General features: G+C 58.0%; 24 protein-coding genes. 15 read left to right on the plus strand and 9 right to left on the minus strand.

From position 1 onward, the window contains the following. Positions 1-21 precede the first annotated feature (21 nt). Together quiC and JL015_RS15550 are read left to right on the plus strand one after the other, a co-directional pair. Entirely contained in the window at positions 22-1,929 is a 1,908-nt protein-coding gene (quiC, locus tag JL015_RS15545) for a 3-dehydroshikimate dehydratase QuiC (protein WP_201019074.1), read from the plus strand. A 100-nt stretch (positions 1,930-2,029) separates the two neighbouring features. Further along, positions 2,030-2,701 carry a TetR family transcriptional regulator gene (locus JL015_RS15550; RefSeq protein WP_201006904.1) on the plus strand — a complete coding sequence of 224 codons (672 nt, stop codon included), beginning with the start codon at positions 2,030-2,032 and terminating at the stop codon, positions 2,699-2,701. 3 nt (positions 2,702-2,704) lie between these two features. On the opposite strand, the gene JL015_RS15555 is transcribed toward JL015_RS15550, so the two are convergent. After that, complete coding sequence (locus tag JL015_RS15555; protein ID WP_374063431.1) at positions 2,705-3,559, minus strand: shikimate dehydrogenase; 855 nt, start codon at positions 3,557-3,559, stop codon at positions 2,705-2,707. 205 nt (positions 3,560-3,764) lie between these two features. Between JL015_RS15555 and JL015_RS15560 the strand changes: the two genes are divergently transcribed. Continuing rightward, complete coding sequence (locus JL015_RS15560; protein ID WP_201006905.1) at positions 3,765-4,655, plus strand: pseudouridine synthase; 891 nt, start codon at positions 3,765-3,767, stop codon at positions 4,653-4,655. A gap of 176 nt (positions 4,656-4,831) precedes the next feature. On the opposite strand, the gene JL015_RS15565 is transcribed toward JL015_RS15560, so the two are convergent. Further along, a complete protein-coding gene (locus JL015_RS15565) occupies positions 4,832-5,056 on the minus strand; it encodes a YgdI/YgdR family lipoprotein (RefSeq protein ID WP_201006906.1) in 225 nt (74 codons plus the stop codon). A gap of 92 nt (positions 5,057-5,148) precedes the next feature. After that, positions 5,149-5,751 carry a molybdenum cofactor guanylyltransferase MobA gene (gene mobA / locus JL015_RS15570; protein ID WP_201019075.1) on the minus strand — a complete coding sequence of 201 codons (603 nt, stop codon included), beginning with the start codon at positions 5,749-5,751 and terminating at the stop codon, positions 5,149-5,151. A gap of 76 nt (positions 5,752-5,827) precedes the next feature. Between mobA and moaB the strand changes: the two genes are divergently transcribed. The 3 genes from moaB (at position 5,828) to JL015_RS15585 (ending at position 8,601) form a co-directional block, all read left to right on the plus strand. Further along, entirely contained in the window at positions 5,828-6,367 is a 540-nt protein-coding gene (moaB, locus tag JL015_RS15575) for a molybdenum cofactor biosynthesis protein B (protein ID WP_201006908.1), read from the plus strand. Positions 6,368-6,373: 6 nt separating this feature from the next. After that, positions 6,374-7,582, plus strand: coding sequence for a molybdopterin molybdotransferase MoeA (locus tag JL015_RS15580; protein ID WP_201019076.1), 1,209 nt, complete (start codon positions 6,374-6,376; stop codon positions 7,580-7,582). Positions 7,583-7,671: 89 nt separating this feature from the next. Next, positions 7,672-8,601 carry a glycosyltransferase gene (locus tag JL015_RS15585; RefSeq protein ID WP_201006910.1) on the plus strand — a complete coding sequence of 310 codons (930 nt, stop codon included), beginning with the start codon at positions 7,672-7,674 and terminating at the stop codon, positions 8,599-8,601. Positions 8,602-8,676: 75 nt separating this feature from the next. On the opposite strand, the gene JL015_RS15590 is transcribed toward JL015_RS15585, so the two are convergent. Further along, on the minus strand, positions 8,677-10,491 hold the full coding sequence (locus tag JL015_RS15590; protein ID WP_201006911.1) for a monovalent cation:proton antiporter-2 (CPA2) family protein: 1,815 nt from the start codon (positions 10,489-10,491) through the stop codon (positions 8,677-8,679). Positions 10,492-10,708: 217 nt separating this feature from the next. On the opposite strand from JL015_RS15590, the gene JL015_RS15595 reads away from it, so the two are divergent. Then, complete coding sequence (locus JL015_RS15595) at positions 10,709-10,897, plus strand: hypothetical protein (protein WP_201019077.1); 189 nt, start codon at positions 10,709-10,711, stop codon at positions 10,895-10,897. Between the two features lie 25 nt (positions 10,898-10,922). On the opposite strand, the gene JL015_RS15600 is transcribed toward JL015_RS15595, so the two are convergent. Beyond that, positions 10,923-11,315, minus strand: a complete 393-nt coding sequence (locus tag JL015_RS15600) for a Fe2+/Zn2+ uptake regulation protein (protein ID WP_201019078.1) — start codon at positions 11,313-11,315, stop codon at positions 10,923-10,925. Between the two features lie 266 nt (positions 11,316-11,581). Then, positions 11,582-12,607, minus strand: a complete 1,026-nt coding sequence (locus JL015_RS15605) for a FecR family protein (RefSeq protein WP_201019079.1) — start codon at positions 12,605-12,607, stop codon at positions 11,582-11,584. Positions 12,608-12,824: 217 nt separating this feature from the next. Between JL015_RS15605 and JL015_RS15610 the strand changes: the two genes are divergently transcribed. From JL015_RS15610 to map, 4 genes are all read left to right on the plus strand, one after another. Then, the gene (locus JL015_RS15610; RefSeq protein WP_201019080.1) at positions 12,825-13,856 is read left to right on the plus strand and encodes an Ldh family oxidoreductase; all 1,032 of its coding nucleotides are present in this window, start codon (positions 12,825-12,827) and stop codon (positions 13,854-13,856) included. A 101-nt stretch (positions 13,857-13,957) separates the two neighbouring features. After that, a complete protein-coding gene (locus JL015_RS15615; RefSeq protein WP_201019081.1) occupies positions 13,958-14,152 on the plus strand; it encodes a hypothetical protein in 195 nt (64 codons plus the stop codon). Between the two features lie 64 nt (positions 14,153-14,216). Then, positions 14,217-14,459 (plus strand): ParD-like family protein, encoded by a 243-nt coding sequence (locus tag JL015_RS15620; RefSeq protein WP_201006920.1) that lies wholly within the window; start codon positions 14,217-14,219, stop codon positions 14,457-14,459. Then, complete coding sequence (gene map / locus JL015_RS15625) at positions 14,456-15,247, plus strand: type I methionyl aminopeptidase (protein WP_201006922.1); 792 nt, start codon at positions 14,456-14,458, stop codon at positions 15,245-15,247. Before JL015_RS15620 ends, map begins: the two co-directional genes overlap by 4 nt. A 38-nt stretch (positions 15,248-15,285) precedes the next feature. On the opposite strand, the gene JL015_RS15630 is transcribed toward map, so the two are convergent. The 3 genes from JL015_RS15630 to JL015_RS15640 all read right to left on the minus strand — a co-directional run bounded on the left by JL015_RS15630 (position 15,286) and on the right by JL015_RS15640 (position 16,849). Further along, positions 15,286-15,534 (minus strand): DUF6555 family protein, encoded by a 249-nt coding sequence (locus JL015_RS15630; protein ID WP_201019082.1) that lies wholly within the window; start codon positions 15,532-15,534, stop codon positions 15,286-15,288. A gap of 354 nt (positions 15,535-15,888) precedes the next feature. Beyond that, positions 15,889-16,590: an endonuclease gene (locus tag JL015_RS15635; protein WP_201019083.1), complete on the minus strand. Its 702-nt coding sequence runs from the start codon at positions 16,588-16,590 to the stop codon at positions 15,889-15,891. A gap of 4 nt (positions 16,591-16,594) precedes the next feature. Next, positions 16,595-16,849, minus strand: coding sequence for a DUF1654 domain-containing protein (locus JL015_RS15640; protein ID WP_201006928.1), 255 nt, complete (start codon positions 16,847-16,849; stop codon positions 16,595-16,597). Positions 16,850-17,154: 305 nt separating this feature from the next. On the opposite strand from JL015_RS15640, the gene JL015_RS15645 reads away from it, so the two are divergent. The 4 genes from JL015_RS15645 to JL015_RS15660 are packed head-to-tail and all read left to right on the plus strand — an operon-like array spanning position 17,155 to position 21,722. Next, entirely contained in the window at positions 17,155-18,111 is a 957-nt protein-coding gene (locus JL015_RS15645; RefSeq protein WP_201019084.1) for a sugar ABC transporter substrate-binding protein, read from the plus strand. Between the two features lie 53 nt (positions 18,112-18,164). Next, positions 18,165-19,718, plus strand: coding sequence for a sugar ABC transporter ATP-binding protein (locus tag JL015_RS15650; protein ID WP_201019085.1), 1,554 nt, complete (start codon positions 18,165-18,167; stop codon positions 19,716-19,718). Further along, the gene (locus tag JL015_RS15655) at positions 19,715-20,698 is read left to right on the plus strand and encodes an ABC transporter permease (RefSeq protein ID WP_201019086.1); all 984 of its coding nucleotides are present in this window, start codon (positions 19,715-19,717) and stop codon (positions 20,696-20,698) included. The genes JL015_RS15650 and JL015_RS15655 overlap by 4 nt, the downstream gene beginning before the upstream one ends. Position 20,699: 1 nt before the next feature. Continuing rightward, positions 20,700-21,722 (plus strand): LacI family DNA-binding transcriptional regulator, encoded by a 1,023-nt coding sequence (locus JL015_RS15660; protein WP_201019087.1) that lies wholly within the window; start codon positions 20,700-20,702, stop codon positions 21,720-21,722. The last annotated feature ends 20 nt before the right edge of the window (positions 21,723-21,742 follow it).

Below are 21,742 nucleotides of genomic sequence, written 5' to 3' on the forward strand. Positions count from 1 at the left end.
GCTCATCCAGGAGCTCAAAGCATGCAGCGTTCTATTGCCACCGTATCCCTGAGCGGTACTCTGCCGGAAAAGCTCGAAGCCGTTGCTGCAGCGGGTTTCGATGGGGTAGAGATTTTCGAGAACGACCTTTTGTATTACGACGGCAGCCCGCGCAACGTCAGGCAGATCTGCGCCGACCTGGGCATCGCCATCACCTTGTTCCAGCCGTTTCGTGATTTTGAAGGCTGCCGTCGTGACCGCCTTCAGCGTAATGTCGATCGTGCCGAACGCAAGTTCGATCTGATGCAGGAACTGGGCACCGACCTGGTGCTGGTCTGCAGCAATGCCGCCGCCGATTCGGTGGGCGATGAAAATATCCTGCTGGATGACCTGAGCCTGCTGGCCGAGCGTGCCGGTGCGCGTAACCTGCGGGTGGGCTATGAAGCCCTGGCCTGGGGTCGCCATGTAAATACCTGGCAACAGGTCTGGAATCTCGTACGTCAGGTTGATCACCCGGCGCTGGGCGTATTGCTCGACAGCTTCCACACCTTGTCACTCAAGGGCGATCCAAGTGCCATTGCACAGATTCCCGGCGACAAGATCTTTTTCGTGCAAATGGCCGATGCGCCGATCCTGGCCATGGACGTGCTGGAGTGGAGCCGGCATTTTCGCTGCTTCCCCGGGCAAGGCGAGTTCGACCTGCCGGGCTTTCTGGCCCCGATCCTGCGCAGTGGTTACACCGGCCCTCTGTCGCTGGAAGTCTTCAACGACGGTTTTCGGGCTGCACCGACACGTGCCAACGCAGCTGACGGTTTTCGCTCCTTGCTCTACCTGGAAGAAAAAACCCGCCAACTCCTGGCCCGGGAGGCCGAACCGGTTGCTTCCGAAATCCTCTTCAACCCACCGCCTGCCAGCACCTACAGTGGCGTCGAGTTTCTTGAGTTCGCGGTTGATGAAACGCAGGGCGCGCGCTTGTCCGGCTGGCTGGAGCGCCTCGGTTTTGCGCGCTTGGGGCAGCACCGCTCCAAGGCTGTGAGCCTGCTGGGGCAGGGCGATATCAAGATTGTGCTCAATGCTGAACCCTATTCCTTTGCCCACAGCTTTTTCGAGGCCCATGGCCCTTCGTTGTGCGCCACTGCCTTGCGAGTGGATGATGGCAACAGGGCGCTGGAGCGTGCGCGAGCGTTCAAGGGCCAACCCTACCGTGGGTTGGTCGGGCCGAACGAGCGGGAAATCCCTTCAGTGCGTGCGCCCGATGGCAGCCTGATCTATCTGGTCCAGGGCGCGGAGCCTGGCCAGTCGATCTATGACATCGATTTTGTCGTCGATCCCAAAACCAGAGATCAGGGCGGCTTGCAGCGCATTGACCACATGGCCATGGCACTACCGGCAGACAGTCTCGATAGCTGGGTGCTGTTCTACAAGAGCCTGCTGGATTTCGAGGCCGATGACGAAGTGGTGCTTCCCGATCCTTACGGGCTGGTCAAAAGCCGTGCATTGCGCAGCCGTTGCAGCACGATCCGCTTGCCGCTGAACATTTCGGAAAATCGCAACACCGCGATTTCCCATGCCTTGTCGAGTTATCGTGGCTCCGGCGTGCATCACATCGCGTTCTCGTGCGAAGACATCTTTGCCGAAGTCCGTCGTGCCAAGGAGGCAGGCGTACCTTTGCTGGACATCCCGCTCAACTATTACGATGACCTGGCCGCACGCTTCGACTTTGATGACGAGTTTCTCAGCGAGCTGGCCTATTACAACGTGCTGTACGACCGCGATGCACAGGGCGGCGAACTGTTCCATGTCTACACCGATGCCTTCGACGGGCGTTTCTTCTTCGAGATTCTGCAACGCAAGAACGATTATGTCGGTTATGGCGCGGCCAATGTTCCGGTACGGCTGGCGGCCATGGCCAAGGCCCGTAATGTGGCGGCGCGCCAGGCACGTCTCTGACCCTTGATACCGGGCTGCGCAGCACAGGAGTGCTTCGCAGCTTCCCTCCATCCATTACGAGCTTCATAATCCGGGATTCAACCGTGGTCGTGAGCGAATAATGAAAAAAACTGCCGACTCCGCGGCCATCGAGCCAGTCGATGTGCTGCGCAAGAGCCGCAAGAACAATCCGGAGAAAACCCGCGAGGATATCCTGCAGGCGGCCATCGTCGAGTTCGTTGCCTATGGGTTGACCGGGGCACGGGTCGATGCCATCGCCGAGCGCACCAAGACGTCGAAACGGATGATCTATTACTACTTCGGTAGCAAGGAGCAGCTGTACGTTGAAGTGCTGGAAAAACTCTACGGCGATATCCGCACCACCGAAAGCCAGTTGAATCTGGGCGAACTCGAACCGGTAGAGGCCATCCACCGGGTTGTTGAGTTCACCTTCGATCACCATGACCGCAATGTCGATTTTGTGCGGATCGTGTGCATCGAAAACATCCACAACGGCGAGAACGTCAAACAATCCGATTCGATCCAGGCCAAGAGCCAGAACATCATCCGGGCGCTGGACGATATTCTGCGGCGTGGGGAGTCGCTGGGGTTGTTCCGCGAAGGTGTCCATCCGGTGGACCTGCACCTGATGATCAGTTCGTTCTGCTTCTATCGCATTTCCAACCGCCACACGTTCAGCGAGATATTCCAGATCGAACTGTGGAGCGATGAAGTCAGGCAGCGTCACAAAACCATGATCTGTGACGCTGTCCTGAGTTATCTCAAGCGCTGAGCCTTACAGGCTGTGAAAGTGGCTCATCATGCGTTCTGCATCGGCGGGGTGGCCACTGAACAGCTCGAAGGCCTTCACCGCTTGAAACACGGCCATGGTCGAGCCGTCGAGCGTGCGGCAACCCAGGGCGCGTGCGTGTTTGAGCAGTTCGGTTTCCAGCGGGAAGTAAATGATTTCCGCGACCCACAATTCGGCGCGCAGCAGTTCTACCGGCAATGGCGTACCAGGCAACTTGGCCATGCCCACGGGCGTGGTGTTGACCAGCCCGTCGGCTTCGGCCATTGCGCCAGGCAGATCGAGGCCCACCTGAGCCCGGCCTGCGCCGAAAAACGTATTGAGGTTATCGACCAGGCCTCGGGCGCGTTCAGGCTCTACCTCGAACACACTCAAACGTTGCACGCCTGCACTGAGCAGCGCATGGGCCACGGCTGCACCCGCACCTCCAGCGCCCATCTGCACCACATGCTGACGCGGTGCCTCAGCCAGACCGCGCTGCAACCCTTCGGCAAAACCCAGGCAATCGGTGTTGTGGCCGATGCGCTTGCCATCCTTGAACACTACGGTGTTGACCGCGCCTATGCCGCGAGCTTCATCGGAGAGTTCGTCCAGTAACGGGATGACCGCCTGCTTGCAGGGGAAGGTGATGTTCAGGCCCGTGAAGCCGCTGTTCTGGGCACCTTCCAGCAAGCGCGGCAGCGCGTTGATGTCCAGCTTGAGAGTGTCGATATCGATCAGTCGATACAGATAGCGAAAGCCCTGCGCATCGCCTTCATGCTCATGCATCGACGGGGTCCGTGAGGCCTGGATACCCGAGCCGATCAAGCCTGCGAGAATGGACGGTTTTTCAATCTGGGTCATGACTTTCTGTCTCTTGTTTTGGCGTCACTGCCCGGTGTCGGGCAAAGATTCCAGCAAAATGTACCAGATGGTTCAAAGTGCCGCAGTTTCTATCTCGGGGCCTGTGGTGATTTCGTTCGGTTATCGCCCGGATAGCGGGGATCCAAGCCCTTGAGGGATAATGCCGGGCCAGTCGTTCCAGCTTTCTCAAGAGTCATACCCTCGCATGTCCGAGTCCGTCTTCGTTGCCGCACATAACCAAGCCAGTACCCTGTATCTGCCGCCCGGCCCATGGGTGACGGTACTCGACTGCCTGTGTGCGCGATTCACTGCCATCAGTCGTGAGCAATGGCTGGACCGCATCGCCCGCGGCAGGGTGCTGGATGCCAATGGCATGCCTGTGTCGTCCGATCTGGCGTATCGCGAAGGCCTGAAGATTCACTACTTTCGCGAAGTCCCGAACGAAACGCCGATCCCGGTCGTGGAAACGATCCTGTACGCCGACGAGCATCTGGTGGTGGCCGACAAGCCCCCGTTTCTACCGGTTACGCCTGCTGGCGAATATGTCGAGCAAACCCTGCTGCGAAGGTTGATCCATCGGCTGGATAACCCGGATCTGGTTCCGCTGCACCGCATCGACCGGCATACCAGCGGGCTGGTGCTGTTTTCGGCCAACAAGCAAAGCCGCTCGGCCTATCAGGCGTTGTTTCCCACCCGAAAGATCGACAAGCGTTATGAAGCTATCGCACCTGCGCTGCCCGAACTTGAGTTTCCTCGGGTACATGAGAGCCGGCTGGTGGATGGCGAGCCGTTTTTCCGCATGCAGGAAGGGCCTGGCGCAAGCAATACCCAGACCCGCATCGAAGTCCGCGAGCGCAACGGGGAGTTATGGCGCTATGGGCTTTATCCGGTGACCGGCAAGAAGCACCAGTTGCGTGTGCATATGGCGGCGCTGGGTGCGGCGATCTGCAATGATCCGTTCTATCCCGAGGTCATCAAGGATGCAGTCGATGATCATGATCGGCCATTGAAGCTTCTGGCCCAGGGGTTGCGTTTTATCGATCCGGTAAGCGGAGAGCCTCGCGAGTTCGAGAGCCTGCTGAAACTTGATTGGTAAGCACAGGCAGGACCGGCTTCAGCCGGGAAGAGGCTTGTACATTCAGCCCTTATTGCCAGTTCACTACCGCCTTCCCGACTGAAGTCGGTCCTACAGGGAAGGGTGTGGAATTGTGGGAGCCAATAAAAAACCCGCCATCGATGCGATTGGCGGGTTTTTTCTACATCACGTCCGGATTACAGATCCTTGACGGTACGTACCTGATCCTTGTTGACACGAGTCTGCTTGCCATCGAGTTGCTTGAACTCGTAGAAGCCTGAGTCTTCATCGTAGTGAGGTGTATCGACAGACTGGATTTCACGGCCATCATTCAAGGTGATTACAGTTGGGGATGCACAGCCCGCGAGGGAGGCAATGCCCAGTGCCAGCAAAAAGGCGGCAGGAAGAGTGTGTTGTTTCATGACAGTGTCTCCGGATGGACTCTTGGTAATGGCTTGTTTTGCAAGCTAGTGACTCTCAGACGTATACACCCTTTGCAAGTTCCGTGAAAAGTTCACAGAGCCTGATCATTGATCTGGCTCAGCAGGTCTGGCGTATTGAAATTGGCCAGACGCGGGTCGCCAGCCTCAAGTTGCAGGGCCACAGGCTGCAAGTGTGCCATGGCCCGGCGCGGGCTGCGTTCACCACTTTGCCAGGCGTTTTCAAGGGCTGCGGCATGGGCGGTCGGGATGATGCAGAGCAGGGGTTGCCAGTGTTCGCCTTCGCGGACCATGACCGGATGGCCGGGGTGCTCGAACGCGGTCTTGCGCAGTGCCTGCAATAGCGAGCTGTCGATCAGCGGCACGTCGCAGGGCAATACCAGCAGGTATTCATGTCGTGCAAGGGGCAGGGCGGCGCGGATACCGGCCAGTGGCCCCGAAAAGTCGGTGTTATCGTCCTGAACCAGTTGATCGGCGTAAGCGGCATAACGCTCAAGGTTGCGGTTGCAGGATACGATCAAGTCATCGGTCAAGGGGCGTGTCAGGCGATGCAGATGTTGAATCAAGGGCTCGCCTTGCCACTCGACCAGGCCTTTGTCGCGCCCGCCCATGCGTTGTCCCTGACCTCCGGCCAGCAACAGGATCGAGCAGGATGGCAGGGCAGTACCAACATTCATCAAAGACTCACCGGGCAGTCAAAAGGAGTGCTGTGATATAACACCGGCCTGTTTCCTTAACAACCGGATCTAGGCCATGAAAGCCAAGGCTGACACACCTTTTGTACCTTTGAATATCGCTGTTCTGACCGTCAGCGATACCCGCACCTTCGAGACCGACACGTCGGGACAGATGTTCGTCGATCGTCTGACCGAAGCCGGTCACGGCTTGATCGAGCGTGTGCTGCTCAAGGATGACCTGTACAGGATTCGTGCGCAGGTCGCGACCTGGATTGCCGATGAGCAGGTCCAGGTGGTGCTGATCACCGGTGGCACCGGGTTTACCGGGCGTGACAGCACGCCGGAAGCCGTGAGCTGCCTGCTGGACAAACAGGTCGATGGCTTCGGTGAGCTGTTCCGGCAGATTTCCGTACCGGACATCGGCACCTCGACCATCCAGTCCCGCGCCTTGGCCGGTCTGGCCAACGGTACGCTGGTCTGCTGCCTGCCGGGCTCCACCAATGCAGTGCGTACTGCCTGGGACGGTATTCTGTCCCAACAACTGGATTCGCGTTTCCGCCCGTGCAATTTCGTGCCACACCTCAAGCAGGCCGAGCCCTGCGCCACTCGTGGTTGATCGAGCATGAACGCACCTCAGGCCTTGATGCCTGTCGAACAAGCCCTTGCGCGCCTGATGGAAATGGCCGAAGCCTCGCCCATCACCGAGCACGAGCGGGTTTCTCTGGCTGAAGCTCAAGGGCGTGTATTGGCGGTGGATCTGATATCCACCCTCGACCTGCCACCCTGGCCCAACAGCGCCATGGATGGTTACGCCTTGCGTCTGGCTGACTGGACCGGCGAACCGCTGCCGGTCAGCCAGCGTATCTTCGCCGGGCAGGCGCCCGAACCGCTGGCTGCCGGTACCTGCGCGCGCATCTTTACCGGCGCTCCCATGCCGCAAGGTGCCGATTGCGTTGAAATGCAGGAAAACGCCGAAGTCCTGCAAGACCAGCGCGTGCGCTTTACCGAGCCGCTGAAGCCCGGACAGAACATCCGTCCTCAAGGGCAGGAAACCACGATCGGTGACAAGGTGCTGGCGGCCGGTACTCGCCTGGGGCCTATAGAACTCGGGCTCGCGGCGTCCCTGGGGCTGGCTGGACTGGATGTCATACGCCGTGTCCGGGTTGCCGTGCTGTCCACCGGCGATGAGTTGATCGAGCCAGGCCAGCCGTTGGGGCCAGGGCAGATCTACAACAGTAATCGCGTGTTGCTGTGCAGTTGGTTGAAGCGCCTTGAATGCGAGGTTCTGGATGCGGGTATCCTGCCGGACGATCTGGAAAAGACCCGTGCCGCATTGGCCGGGCTTGATGGGGTCGATCTGATCCTGTCCACGGGCGGTGTTTCTGTCGGGGAGGCTGACTTCCTTGGCCATGCATTGCGTGAAGAGGGTGAGCTGTCACTGTGGAAACTGGCCATCAAGCCGGGCAAACCACTGACCTTCGGCCATTTTCGTGGCGTGCCGGTAATCGGCCTGCCGGGCAACCCGGCCTCCACGCTGGTCACTTTCGCGCTACTGGCCCGAGCCTATCTGTTGCGTCGCATGGGAGTGGCAGATGTCACGCCCATGCAGTTTCCGGTACCGGCCGGGTTCGTCTGGCGCAAGGCGGGCAATCGTCGCGAATACCTGCGCGGTCGTCTTGAGCAAGGGCGTGCCGTGGCCTACAGCAACCAAAGCTCGGGCGTGCTGCGCAGTGCGGCATGGGCAGACGGGCTGATCGAGGTTCGCGAAGGCACCACGGTCGCTGAAGGGGACTGGATCAACTTCATTCCCTTGAGCGAGGTATTGGGCTGACTGCATTCGAATGGTCGTCCGGCGAGGCATGAGCTACCCTCAAACACGCTGACAGATTGGGCATCAGGATTTTGCTCTGGAGTATTGTTATGCCGTCTTTGAGAGTGGCTTGTGTCATTCCGACCTATAACGGGCGCAAGGATCTGGAGCGCCTGCTGGATTCACTGGCGACCCAGACCGCCACGTTCGACACCCTGATCGTGGATTCCAGCTCTTCGGATGGCACCCTGGAACTGGCGCGTTCACGTTGCGCCAATGTGATCCGTATCGATAGCAAGGATTTCAATCACGGCGGCACCCGGCAGATGATGGTCGAGCTCAACCCCGACTACGACATCTACGTCTACATGACCCAGGATGCCTATGTTGAAGACATCAATGCCATCGCCAATATCGTGCTGCCATTCGCTGATCCCAGGGTAGGCGCAGTGTGCGGGCGGCAATTGCCCCACAAGGATGCCAACCTGCTGGCGCAGCATGCACGATTATTCAATTACCCTGCGACTTCCCGGATCAAGACCCTCGAAGATGCCGGAACCCTGGGCATCAAGACACCGTTCATGTCGAACTCATTCGCGGCATATCGTCGTGAGGCGTTGCTGGCGATTGGTGGTTTCCCACGGCATGTGATCCTGTCCGAAGACATGTACGTCACGGCCAAGATGCTGCTCGACGGCTGGAAAATCGCCTACGAAGGTTCGGCGGTGTGCAGGCATTCGCACAACTACAGCTTGCGCGAGGAGTTTTGCCGTTACTTCGATATTGGCGTGTTCCAGTCCCGCGAGTCCTGGATCTATGAAACCTTTGGTGGCGTTGCGGGCGAGGGGATGCGCTACGTGAAGTCGGAGCTTGCCTTTCTGGGCAAGCGCCGTTTTCTACTCTGGCCACTGTCTTTCGTGCGCAACGCCCTCAAGCTGCTGGCCTATAAATTGAGCAAACAGGAAAAGCGTTTGCCCAGGGGCTTGAAGAAAAAGCTCGGCATGCACAAGCGGTATTGGGACAGCCCGTATGCCGAGTAGGAGGTTTTCGCGACTGAGCGGAGCGCCGCCCGATTCGCTCCCACACAATTGCGTAGGAGCGACTTCAGTCGCGAATCAGGACTTGCCCGACTCTTCTTCCTGACGATCCGCTTCAAACAACTGCGCCAGTTCCTTCCGGGCTTCCCGTGCGGTTTGCAGAAGTTTGGCTTCGTCGTCATACACCAGATGTTGCGCAGCCAGCACCTGTTCGTCGTGGCGCTTGAAGCGGCTGATCCGTGCATCGGCCTGAGCCTGGCTCAAACCAAGGCCGAGCAGGGTCTGACGGCTCATTTCCAGGCTGGAGTAGAAGGTTTCACGTACCGCCTGTGCGCCCACGTCGATCAGGCGATGAACGTGCTGACGGTTACGGGCGCGGGCAATGATCTTCATGTCCGGGTACAGCTTGCGGATCAGCTCGGCGGTCTTGATGTTGGTGTCGGGATCGTCGGTGGCGATGATAAAGAACTCTGCTTCATGCACCTTGGCCGCACGCAGGATTTCCGGTTTCAGCGGGTCACCGTAGAACACCGGCACATTGCCGAAGCTGCGCGAAAACTCAATGGATTCCACGGCAGTATCCAGCGCCACGAAAGGGATATTCTGCGCACGCAGAATACGCGCCACGATCTGGCCCATACGGCCCATGCCGGCAATCACCACGCGAGGGCTGTCGGTATTGATATCGCGATACTCGTCCGGCACTTCCACAGGTTTTGCCTTGGGCTTGATCCAGCGAGCCATGGCCATGAACAGCAGCGGCGTCATGGCCATGGAGAGAGTAATGGCCAGGATCAGAATGTCGTACAGCGCGGGTTCGAACAGGCCTTGCTGGTTGCCGATCTTGAAGACGACGAAAGCGAACTCGCCACCTGCGGCCAGCACCAGCCCCAGGCTCAGAGCATTCTGCTTGCTCAGCCCGCCTGCCAGACGCCCGATGAAAAACAGCAGCGGAAATTTCAGGGCAATCAGCAGAAATGTCAGCCCCAGTACCGTCACGGGTGAACTGAACAACAGGCTGATATTGGCGCCCATCCCGACACTGATGAAAAACAGCCCCAGCAACAGGCCTTTGAAAGGCTCGATCTGAGCTTCCAGTTCGTGCCGGTATTCGGAGTCGGCCAGCAGCAGGCCGGCCAGGAATGCGCCCAGCGCCATGGACACGCCTACCAGCTCCATCAGCCAGGCAGTGCCAATCACCACCAGCAAGGCAGTGGCAGTCGATACTTCCTGGATTTTGGTCTTGGCCACGATGCGAAACACCGGGCGCAGCAGATAACGTCCGCCGACCACCACAATTGCGATGCTGCCCAGGACTTGCAGGCTGTGACGCAGGCTTTCATGGGGGCTCAAGTCGTGCTCATGGCTGGTACCGGCCAGCAGTGGGACCATGGCAATCAACGGGATGGCAGCGATGTCCTGAAACAGCAGAATGGCAAACGCCAGTCGCCCATGGGGACTGTTCAGTTCCTTGCGCTCGGCCAGGCTTTGCAGGCCAAAGGCGGTCGAGGACAACGCAAGCCCCAGACCCAGCACCACAGCCGTATTGATGGGTTGCTCGAAAGCCAGCAGGGCAACGCAGCCAATCACCAGGCCGGTCAGCAGAACTTGTGCCATGCCGACCCCGAAGACTGCCTTGCGCATCACCCATAAACGTTTGGGCGACAGTTCCAGGCCGATGATGAACAGCAGCAACACCACCCCGAGTTCGGAAATGTGGCTGACGCTTTCCGGATTGCCGATCAGTTTGAGCACCGAAGGGCCGATGATGACGCCCGCGAATAAATAGCCCAGCACGGCGCCCAGTTGCAGGCGCTTGGCCAGCGGAACAGTCAATACAGCGGCGAGCAGGAACACGACTGCGGCCTGTAGCAGGCTGCCTTCATGGGGCATGTTGAAACTCCTTGGCAAGTCATGAACAGTCGATAAACGACATTGAAGGGCGGCATTAAACCATGCGTGATTCACACGGCAATGTTCAATTGTGCTCTGTGACTGTCAAAGAGGCGGTGATGAGGCGGGGGGAGCCGTGCCAGAAACGGCACATCGGCGTACCATATGCGGGCATTTGCGCAGAGCCAATGCTATTCAGAGAACTCAGGAAGCCGTTATGACCAACAAGCAGCGTTTGATTTACTCCATTCTGATTGCCCTGTCCGTGCTGGCGATCATGCTGGGCCTGTCGCATCTGCAGAACAGTGGGGTGCTCAGCGAGAAGGCCTTTCAATACATTGCAATAAGCGTGGCTGTCGTGGTGGTCATTCTGAACGGCATCATGCGGCGCAAGGTCAGGAACTGAGACTCGCTGCCCTCGCATCTACACATTACGGGGTGCAATTCTTGTTCGATTCGTTGAGCCATTCCCAGGCGCGAGGATGAAGGCTGTAGGTCTTGTCCGCATTTAGATTGATCACGCCTTCATCGCACAGGCGCTTGAGCACTTCGCGCACACTGAGAAAGGACAACGGCACATCGAGCCGCAGCAGCTGGCTGTGCACACCCCGCACACCCAGCGGCTGACCTTCGTCATTGGCGGCCAGCAGTGCGTCCAGAACCTTCAGCCTGACCAGGCTTGTGCGCAGGCCAAAACTTTTCAGCAGCAGCCTTATATGTTCGTTGCCCGGGCGATCGGTTTCTGCGGCGGGTGACTCTGACTGGGCAGAGAGGGCCGTCTGCCGGAGCATCGTGCGGGTTGTAATTCCTTGACGATTGAACATGCGCAAACTCCTTTTCAGGCTTTTTCAGTGCGGCTCATTGGGTTGTGTAAACGAAACTCATTTACTAAGACGAACGAGCGCCTGAAAAACTCATCTTTGAATGCAAAAAAAACATAAAAACGTCATTTGGACAGGGTAGGGGCCGTCGAAAAAACAGCCTGCACATCCTGATCGGACCGAAATCATACCGGGGTATTATTCAAAAATACGTGAAAATGCTTCGCATTTACATCTGTTGCGTAGGAAATTTTGCGGGGATATGAAGATCAGCTCTTCGGTGTTACCGGCGAGCGCTTGTTGAGGACCGGGTTGCCTTCCTGATTCTGGGTGATGAATACCGGCAGTACCTTGGGCAGTGATGCCAGCAGGCTCGACATGTCATGAGTGTTGTAGCTGCCACCCAGGCGAATTGCGCCAGTGGCGTTATCGGCCAGCAGGATTGGCGTAGGAAGGTAGCGGTTTATCAACGGCAAGGCCTGGCTCAACGGCATGTCATTGAAGATCAGCTTGCCATTGCGCCACGCAAGGCTGGTATCGCCTGCAAGGGTGTCGCTGACTTTTGGCTGGAAATCACCCGGTTTGTAACTGGCCTGCATGCCGGGGTCCAGACGGTAACCGGTGCCCGGTTGCGAACGGTCACTGCTGACCTGTACCGAACCATCCACCAGAGTGACCCGCACCTGCTCCTGATACATCCAGACATTGAAGCGGGTCCCCGTCACCTTGACGCTGCCTTGCCCGGCGCTGACCACGAAGGGGTGAGTGCTGTCATGGCTGACTTCGAAGAACGCCTCGCCCTTTTGCAGGGTGACACTGCGACGGTCCTTGTAGTTGGCGTAAGTCAGTTGCGTACCCAGGTTCAGCTCGACGCGGCTGCCATCGGCCATGGTGACGACCCGAGTAGCATCCTGTGCTTCATAGGTGTCGTAAGCGTTTGGGAGCCAGCCTTGATTCCAGCCGGTAATGCCCGCCAGAGGAATTGCCAGGGCCGCGATGGTGGCGGCAGCAGCGTAATGGCGGCGAAAGCGATTGCGATAAGGCGTTGCCCTGGGCGCTTGAGGTTTCAGCTCGACCACCGGGGCCGGATTGGCAGGCGTGACCTGCTCGGAGATATCCCATATCTCCAGCATCGCTTCGTATTCGATCGCATGCTGTGGATGGGCATTGAACCACTGGTTGAAAACCTTTCGCTCGGCATCCGTGCAGTCGTCAGCATGCAGGCGCATACACCAATGCGCGGCGGCATCGGTTATTGCGTCATATTCTGCTTCGCTGAGGATGGGGGCGCTCATTGGCTCTCCGGTCTGTACCGTTGACGCATTCTACCTCTTGATCTCCATTGGAGAGAACAATGTATGGCTATTGAGTATCAGGCGGAGGATTATTTCATCGTGAATGTGATCGGCTCTCATTGATGTAAAAATGCTGTTGAAAGTTTTTTCGCGTGGCGCCAGGCAGTATTTTTACATGCACTGATACTTGTTCTTTCAACCGACGCCGGAGTTTCAGATGCCCGCAATTCGTGACAATGATCAGGTTCAGGCGGTTTCGTATTCGCAGTTGGCCGACCTGCTTTTCCAGATATTTCTGGCTCACGGCACTTCGCCGCAGGTCGCTCATGTGTTGTCCGAAAACTGTGCCAGTGCGCAGCGTGACGGTTCTCACAGCCATGGCATCTTTCGTATTCCGGGCTACTTGTCGTCGCTGGCCAGTGGCTGGGTCGATGGTCAGGCCGTGCCTGTTGTCGAAGATGTCGCGGCTGCCTTCGTAAGAGTCGATGCCGCCAATGGTTTTGCCCAGCCCGCCCTGGAGGCTGCCCGTTCATTGCTGATTGAAAAGGTCAGGAGTGCGGGGATTGCGATTCTGGCCATCCGCAACTCCCATCATTTTGCGGCGCTATGGCCGGATGTCGAGCCTTTTGCCCAGCAAGGCCTTGTCGCGCTGAGTGTGGTCAACAGCATGACCTGCGTTGTACCCCATGGCGCGCAAAAACCACTGTTTGGCACCAATCCGATTGCCTTCGCGGCTCCCCGTGTGGATGGCGAGCCCATAGTGTTCGATCTCGCCACCAGCGCCATTGCCCACGGCGATGTCCAGATTGCTGCGCGGGAAGGGCGGATGCTGCCACCGGGCATGGGCGTGGATCGCAACGGGCAGCCAACCGAAGACCCCAAGGCCATTCTCGATGGTGGAGCGCTGTTGCCGTTTGGCGGCTACAAGGGCTCAGCACTGTCCATGATGGTGGAACTGCTGGCGGCAGGGCTGACAGGCGGGAATTTTTCGTTCGGGTTCGACTGGTCGAAACACCCCGGCGCGCAGACACCCTGGACAGGGCAGTTGCTGATTGTCATCGATCCGGACAGAGGCAGTGGCCAGCAGTTCGCGCAGCGTAGCGAGGAGCTTGTCCGTCAGATGCAGGGAGTAGGACAGGAGCGTATTCCCGGTGACCGCCGCTATGTCCAGCGAGCCCGATCGCTGGTTGACGGCATCGCTATCGACCGTAGTGACTGGGAGCGCCTGCGAGTACTGGCCGGGCTTTGATTCTGCCGGGGACAGAGAATGACCATTCGTCGCAAGCAGGCTTGTGCCGGATCGGTTACATGAATACTGTATATAACAACAGTATCCAGTAAGAGGTTGTCATGTCCCTGAATGCATTGCAAGGTTCTATCACTCACCCATCCTTTTGCGCTGTTCTGGTCAACGAGATGCAGCGCGAAGACTTCCTTGCCTTGGCAACTGCGTTGCGCCAGTTCAACTTCGATGAGCCACAAGGCTCGATGCCTGTCACCGACGCTCCCTATGGCGAGGAGCGTTGCGTAGCCGCTGTAGCCTGAAGCAGTCTCTTGCCTGTGGATATACGAAACATATATGCTTCGTATATTCCATATGAGGTGAGCCATGGGGCTGGTAAAGATTTCTGAACACATGCATGCCAATCTGCGCTCGGCCAGCGTGGCATTGAGTCGCTCAATCAACGCTCAGGCTGAGCACTGGATGCGGATTGGCATGCTTGCCGAACTCCATCCGACACTCAACTACAGCGAGATCTGTCAGATGCTGATTCGTGCCGAGGATGCAGGTGGCACCGTACTGACTACTCAGGCTTTCGGTACTTCTTCGGTTACCAAGGTGGCCTCATGAGTCGCGGTATTACGCTCAAGACCGAACAGGATCTTGTCCAGTTGCGCATTGCGGGCAGGCTGGCTGCCGATGTACTGGCAATGATCGCCCCCCATGTGAAAGCCGGTGTCAGCACCGAAGCCCTCGATGACATCTGCAACGAATACATCGTCAAGGAGCTGAAAGTCATCCCGGCGAACGTGGGCTATCACGGTTTCACCAAGACCACCTGCATTTCACCCAATGCCGTGGTCTGTCATGGCATTCCTTCGCCGACCGACATCCTCAAGGACGGCGATATCGTCAATATCGATGTGGCGGTGATCAAGGATGGCTGGTACGGCGACACCAGTCGCATGTATCTGGTCGGTGAAGTCAGCCCGCTGGCCAAACGGCTGGTGGAAACCACCTATGAAGCCACCCGCGCCGGTATCCATGCCGTGCGTCCGGGGGCCACGCTGGGTGATATCGGCCATGCCATCCAGACGGTTGCTCACCGTGAAGGCTTCAGCGTCGTGCGCGAGTATTGCGGGCATGGCATTGGCCGTACTTACCACGAAGAGCCACAGGTTCTGCACTACGGCACTGCTGGCAAGGGCCTCAAGCTCAAGCCTGGAATGGTGTTTACCATCGAGCCGATGATCAACGCCGGCAGGCCGGAGACCAAGGCGCTGGCGGACGGCTGGACAGTACTGACACGGGACCTGTCCTTGTCTGCTCAGTGGGAGCATATGGTTGCCGTGACTCAGACGGGGTTCGAGTTGCTGACACCCTGGCCTGAGGGCACGGGCGAATATGCCCCGATCTGACAGCCTTGATGAAGACCGGCCCTGATGGGCCGGTTTCATTATTCAGGTAGCTGGACGTTTGCAGAGCACTTCTTCCAATGCACCTGCGTCACGCCAAACCCCTGCGCCTGCAAAATTGCCAAGCGTATGGGGCCTGCGGATACATTGTCACTGACGGTTCCTACTCCGGCATGCAGCGTAGCCATATGCAGGGCGTCGCTTTGGCTGAGGAGCAGGGCCTGATGCAGAAAGTGGCGAGCTTCGCCCTTGAATTGATAGTGGATTTCAAATTCCGTTTGAATAGTCATTCATGCCTGCCTGTTGGGCGTAAGGGTTACGCCATCTGAAAATGAGTACATACGAGTACGGGTAGCTGGGCGTGCGTCATGCACGTGGCATTGCTACTTCATTTCGAGATCGATACAGGGCTGCAATTAATTCAGGCGGTTCTGATCGGACTGCGGTCTCTAGCGTCCTGCTCAAGGTGCTGCCCGCTTTTACAGCGTGCTCAGGCAGGTGCAGCCATTATTCAAACAGGACGCGAACAGGGAAATTACATCGTTTTGGATCCAACTGAACAGTTGTCCGACGAGTGGCGAAAGGCTTTATCCAGACGCATGAAGCGGGCGTCGGAAACTGTTCAAATGGGTGAATCCAGTTAGTCAGGAACAGGATTTGAGATTGACCGGCCCGACGAACTCGTTACCTCGGCCCATCACGCAGGCGACCCGCTGATTGCGCTGGCGTTCCCAGTCCTGAACCGGGTAAGTCTTGTTCCAGGCCTGATAAAGTTGTTGGTCCTGACGTGACAGGCGCAAGTTGTACTGCTTGCTCATGTAGAAATAAGTGCGCGCGATCATGCCGCGTATCGAAGGGCGCGGCATGACTTTTTTCGCCTTGAAATCCACTTGAGTCAGGCAGGAGCCGTATTGGCCTTTCTGCTCGGGCAACCAGCCAAAACTGAAGTTGCTGCGGTCGCCGTTTACCTCACCGATGCTTGGCACCAGGTTGTGCAGGTCGGCCTCGGCACGTTTGTAGACGTCGTCATTTTTTGAGCAGTTCTTTCGTCCGCCATCCTGCCAGCACTGGCGTTGATGGCCAATCTGCCAGGCGGGCACGATATGTTCCCATTCGATGCGTTTGGCGCGGTTGGCGTTCTTGCGTGGTACGTAGCCGCATGCAGCAAGGTCAACCTGATTGCCGGTGTATTTGCAGCCGCAATAGAACTCGGTCGCTTGCGTCGCATACAGTCGCCAGGCGACTTTTTTCGCTTCGCTGAAGGTGCGGGGAGCATCGGCTTGTACGGTCAGTGGAGCAATGAGGAGCAGGGTGGTGCAGAGCAGGGCAGAAAATCTAACCGTCATGCCGTCAGTCTTCCTTAGGCAATGTCCAGAAAATCTGTACGCCGCCGTCATCGCGCCAGGCGAGGGTGACGTTATCGTTCTCGGCTATTTCTTCCAGCAACTGAGCCCAGTCGTCTTCCGTCTCGTCAGGCAGGCGGAATATCAAAGCGGCTTTGGCTTTCTGGGCGGTAGGCGAGTTGATGATTTTTTGCACCCGTATGCCAAGGCGTTCATAAGAGCCGGGAAGGGAGGGGGTTGCTGCTGCGCTTTGTTTTGCCACGAAAAAGGTCCCTTGATTTTGCTGTACGGGCATACAGTATTTCACTGTCGGATCTTTCGCAACTTTTATGTAGGATCAAGCGCCTGTATTCAGGAGCATATCGCTGCTTATTGATTTACCCGTCTGGTTTCCGTCTTTTCGATGGCATTTTCTCTTTGTCGGGGAGGGCAGTAGACGGCTTTCTGTTGATTGACAAAACCCGCAAGCTTTCTCATAGTTCTCACTCGCAAACGTTTGCGTGTCGAGCCCATGTTCGACCCTGCGTCGTTCGCCCGAAAAATAATCACAACATCGGAGATGAACTCATGAAGCTGCCATTCGCTGGACGTCTTCTCGCTGCCGCTATTTTCTCTGCCGTAACGGCAGTCACTCCCCTCTCGCTCGCCCACGCTCAGGATGCTGAAAAGCCCAAGGTCGCTCTGGTCATGAAATCACTGGCCAACGAGTTCTTCCGGACCATGGAAGATGGTGCCAAGGCCTATCAGAAAGAGCATTCCAACGACTTCGACCTGATTTCCAACGGCATCAAGGATGAGTCCGACACAGCCAGTCAGATCCGTATCGTAGAGCAGATGATCGTCTCCAGAGTCGATGCTCTGGTCATCGCGCCTGCCGATTCCAAGGCGCTGGTGCCGGTGATCAAGAAGGCGATGGACGCCGGTATCCAGGTCGTCAACATTGATAACCAGCTGGATGCCACCGTGCTGAAAAGCAAAAACATCGAAGTGCCTTTTGTAGGCCCGGATAACCGCAAGGGCGCTCGTCTGGTTGGTGAGTACCTGGCCAAAGGGCTGAAGGCGGGTGATGAAGTCGGCATCATTGAAGGCGTGCCAACCACCACCAATGCCCAGCAACGTACCGCCGGTTTCAAGGACGCCATGGGTACTGCGCAATTGAAGGTTGTTTCCGTGCAGTCCGGTAACTGGGAAATCGACAAGGGCAACGCCGTTGCCTCGGCCATGCTCAATGAGTACCCGAACCTCAAGGCGCTGCTGGCGGGCAACGACAGTATGGCGCTGGGCGCGGTGTCGGCGGTTCGTGCCGCAGGCAAGGCGGGTAAGGTGGCGGTGGTCGGTTACGACAATATCAACGCCATCAAGCCGATGCTCAAGGATGGTCGAGTGCTGGCCACTGCTGACCAGTTCGCTGCCAAACAGGCGGTTTTCGGGATCGAGGCAGCCTTGAAGCTGGTCAAGAAGCAGCCGGTCGATAGCGTCAATGGCGTGATCGAAACCCCTGTCGAACTCGTCACCAAACCTTGATATCTGTCTGGTAATGGTGCCTGCCCTAACCGGGCAGGCACCGGGAGAAGCTTATGTCAGCACCTGTCCAGGATGCTGTTCTGTCCATCAGCGGAATCGGCAAGACCTACGCACAACCGGTTCTTGGCGATATCGAGCTGACGCTGATGCGCGGCGAAGTGCTGGCCTTGACCGGCGAAAACGGCGCAGGCAAAAGCACCTTGTCGAAGATCATTGGCGGGCTGGTTGTGCCTGATGCCGGTGTGATGCATTTTCAGGGGCAGCCTTATCAGCCAGCCAACCGTACGCAAGCTGAAAAGCTGGGCGTACGCATGGTCATGCAGGAGTTGAATCTGCTGCCGACCCTGACGGTGGCCGAAAACCTGTTTCTGGATGACATGCCGCGCCGCATGGGCTGGATCGACCGCAAGCGCCTGCGTGAAAACGCCATCAAGGCCATGGCCCAGGTGGGCCTTGAGGCCATCGACCCTGACACCTTGGTCGGCGATCTGGGGATCGGTCATCAGCAGATGGTTGAAATCGCCCGTAACCTGACCGGCGATTGCCATGTGCTGATTCTCGATGAACCTACCGCGATGCTGACATCGCGAGAGGTCGAAATGCTGTTCGAGCAGGTCAGCCGCTTGCAGGCGCGTGGCGTCTCGATCATTTACATCTCCCATCGCCTGGAAGAACTGGCCAGGGTTTCCCAGCGCATTGCCGTACTGCGTGACGGCAAGCTGGTCTGTGTCGAGCCGATTGCCCGTTATGACAGCGAGCAACTGGTTACGTTGATGGTCGGGCGCGAGCTTGGCGAACATATGGACATGGGTGCTCGACAGATTGGTGAGGTCGCGCTGTCGGTCAAGGGACTGGGACGCTCGGATAAGGTAAAGGACGTTTCGTTTCAGGTGCGCCGTGGCGAGATCTTCGGTATTTCCGGCCTGATCGGTGCGGGGCGAACAGAGCTTTTGCGTTTGATCTACGGCGCAGACAAGGCCGATAGCGGCAGCATCGAAGTGGGTCAGCCATTACGCGAGGCGATCATTCGCTCACCAGCCGATGCCGTAGAGCATGGCATTGCGCTGATCACCGAAGACCGCAAGGGCGAGGGCCTGCTGATGTCGCAGTCGATCAGTGCCAACGTCGCGCTGGGCAATATGCCGGCCATCTCTCGCGGCGGTGTGGTCAGTGCCCGCGATGAGCTGGCCTTGGCGCAGCGGCAGGTCGCGGCCATGCGTATCCGCAGCTCCAGCCCGGCACAACTGGTCTCGGAGCTTTCCGGCGGCAATCAGCAGAAGGTGGTGATCGGTCGCTGGCTGGAGCGTGACTGCCCGGTGATGCTGTTCGATGAGCCCACGCGGGGTATCGATGTGGGGGCCAAGTTCGATATCTACGCGCTATTGGGCGAGCTGACCCGGCAGGGGCGGGCGCTGGTCGTGGTATCCAGTGACCTTCGGGAACTCATGCTGATTTGTGATCGCATCGGTGTGCTGTCGGCGGGTCGTCTGATCGATACCTTCGAGCGCGACAGCTGGACTCAGGATCAACTGCTCGCCGCTGCTTTTGCCGGCTATCAAAAACGTGATGCGTTGCTTAGCGAAGCAGCGCCCAGGAATGACTCATGAAAAACCCTGTTTCCCAGACGCAGCCTTCAGCTGCCCGGAACTATTTTGGCCTTGGCACTTACCTTGGGCTGGCAGGCGCCTTGCTGGCGATGATTGTGCTGTTCTCGTTATTGAGCGATCACTTCCTGTCGTATCAGACCTTCAGCACCCTGGCCAATCAGATCCCGGACCTGATGGTGCTGGCCGTGGGCATGACCCTGGTGCTGATCATCGGCGGCATTGATCTGTCGGTGGGTTCGGTTCTGGCATTGGCTGCTTCGGCGGTAAGTGTGGCGATTCTGGGCTGGGGCTGGAGCGTGTTTCCCGCCGCTTTGCTGGGCATCGGCTGCGCGACTCTGGCAGGCACCATTACCGGCTCGATCACTGTCGCGTGGCGTATCCCGTCCTTTATCGTGTCGTTGGGTGTGCTGGAAATGGCGCGAGGTGTGGCGTATCAGATGACGGATTCGCGCACGGCCTACATCGGTGACTCCTTTGCCTGGCTTTCCAATCCCATTGCCTTTGGGATTTCGCCCTCGTTCCTTATCGCGCTGCTGGTGATCTTCATTGCCCAGGCAGTGCTGACGCGCACGGTCTTCGGTCGTTACCTGATCGGTATCGGCACCAACGAAGAGGCTGTGCGTCTGGCAGGGATCAATCCCAAGCCTTACAAGATTCTGGTGTTTTCGCTGATGGGCCTGCTGGCCGGTGTGGCGGCCTTGTTCCAGATATCGCGCCTGGAAGCGGCTGATCCCAATGCCGGTGCGGGCATGGAGTTGCAGGTCATCGCGGCGGTGGTGATCGGCGGCACCAGCCTGATGGGCGGACGTGGTTCGATCATCAGCACCTTCTTTGGGGTGTTGATCATTTCCGTTCTGGCCGCAGGTCTGGCGCAGATCGGTGCGTCGGAGCCCACCAAACGCATCATCACCGGTGCCGTGATCGTGATTGCGGTGGTACTGGACACCTATCGTAGCCACCGGGCACGGCGGCAGGTCTGATATGGCAACCATCAAAGACGTCGCGGCGCTGGCAGGGATTTCCTACACCACGGTGTCCCATGTGCTGAACAAGACCCGGCCCGTGAGCGAGCCGGTCCGGATCAAGGTCGAGGCGGCGATTGCGCAGCTCGATTATGTGCCCAGTGCAGTCGCCCGTTCGCTCAAGGCCAAGACTACATCCACTATCGGATTGTTGATCCCCAACGGCATCAACCCCTATTTCGCCGAACTGGCGCGAGGGATCGAGGATCACTGCGAGCGTAATGGCTTTTGTGTGATCCTTTGCAACTCCGACGACAATCCGGAAAAACAGCGCAATTACCTGCGCGTCCTGCTGGAGAAGCGTGTCGACGGTCTGATCGTCTCCTCGGTCGGTGGCGATGTGAGTATCGCGGGCGGTCTGGCCGAGGTTCGCACGCCCATGGTGATCGTCGACCGTGAGCTTGAGGGGATTGATGCCGATATGGTGCGCATCGATCACGAGCACGGTGCGTATCTGGCGACCCGCCACTTGCTCGACCTTGGGCACCGCGATATTGCCTGTATCGGCGGGCCGGCCGATACCGCGGTGGCCGAGATGCGTTTTGTCGGTTATCGGCGCGCCCTGCAGGAAGCGGGTATCGAGGTCGTGCCAGAGTGGGCAGTCCACAGTGACTTCACCAGTTCTGCCGGTCATGAGGCCGCGGTCAGTCTGTTGGGCCATCATCGGCCGACCGCCATTTTTGCCGGTAACGACGTGATTGCCATTGGTGTGCTGCGAGCGGCGGCCGAGCGCAATATCCGGGTGCCCCGTGACCTTTCGGTGATCGGTTTCGACGATATCCAGATGAGTCGCTATGTCTATCCCGCGTTGACCACTGTCGGGCAGTCGATCATGCAGTTGGGTGAGACGGCGGCTGAAATGCTGCTCTCCAGGATTGTCGAGCCCTCGACCGAGACGACCCGCAAGCGTCTTGTAACCCCCAGCGTTGTGGTTCGTGAATCCACTGCGCCGCCGAACAATGCTTTCAATGAATTGCGCTGAAACACAGTGCCGAGCGAATG

The sequence above is a fragment of the Pseudomonas cichorii genome (assembly GCF_015471405.1).
GTDB classification, from domain to species: Bacteria; Pseudomonadota; Gammaproteobacteria; order Pseudomonadales; family Pseudomonadaceae; genus Aquipseudomonas; species Aquipseudomonas serbiensis.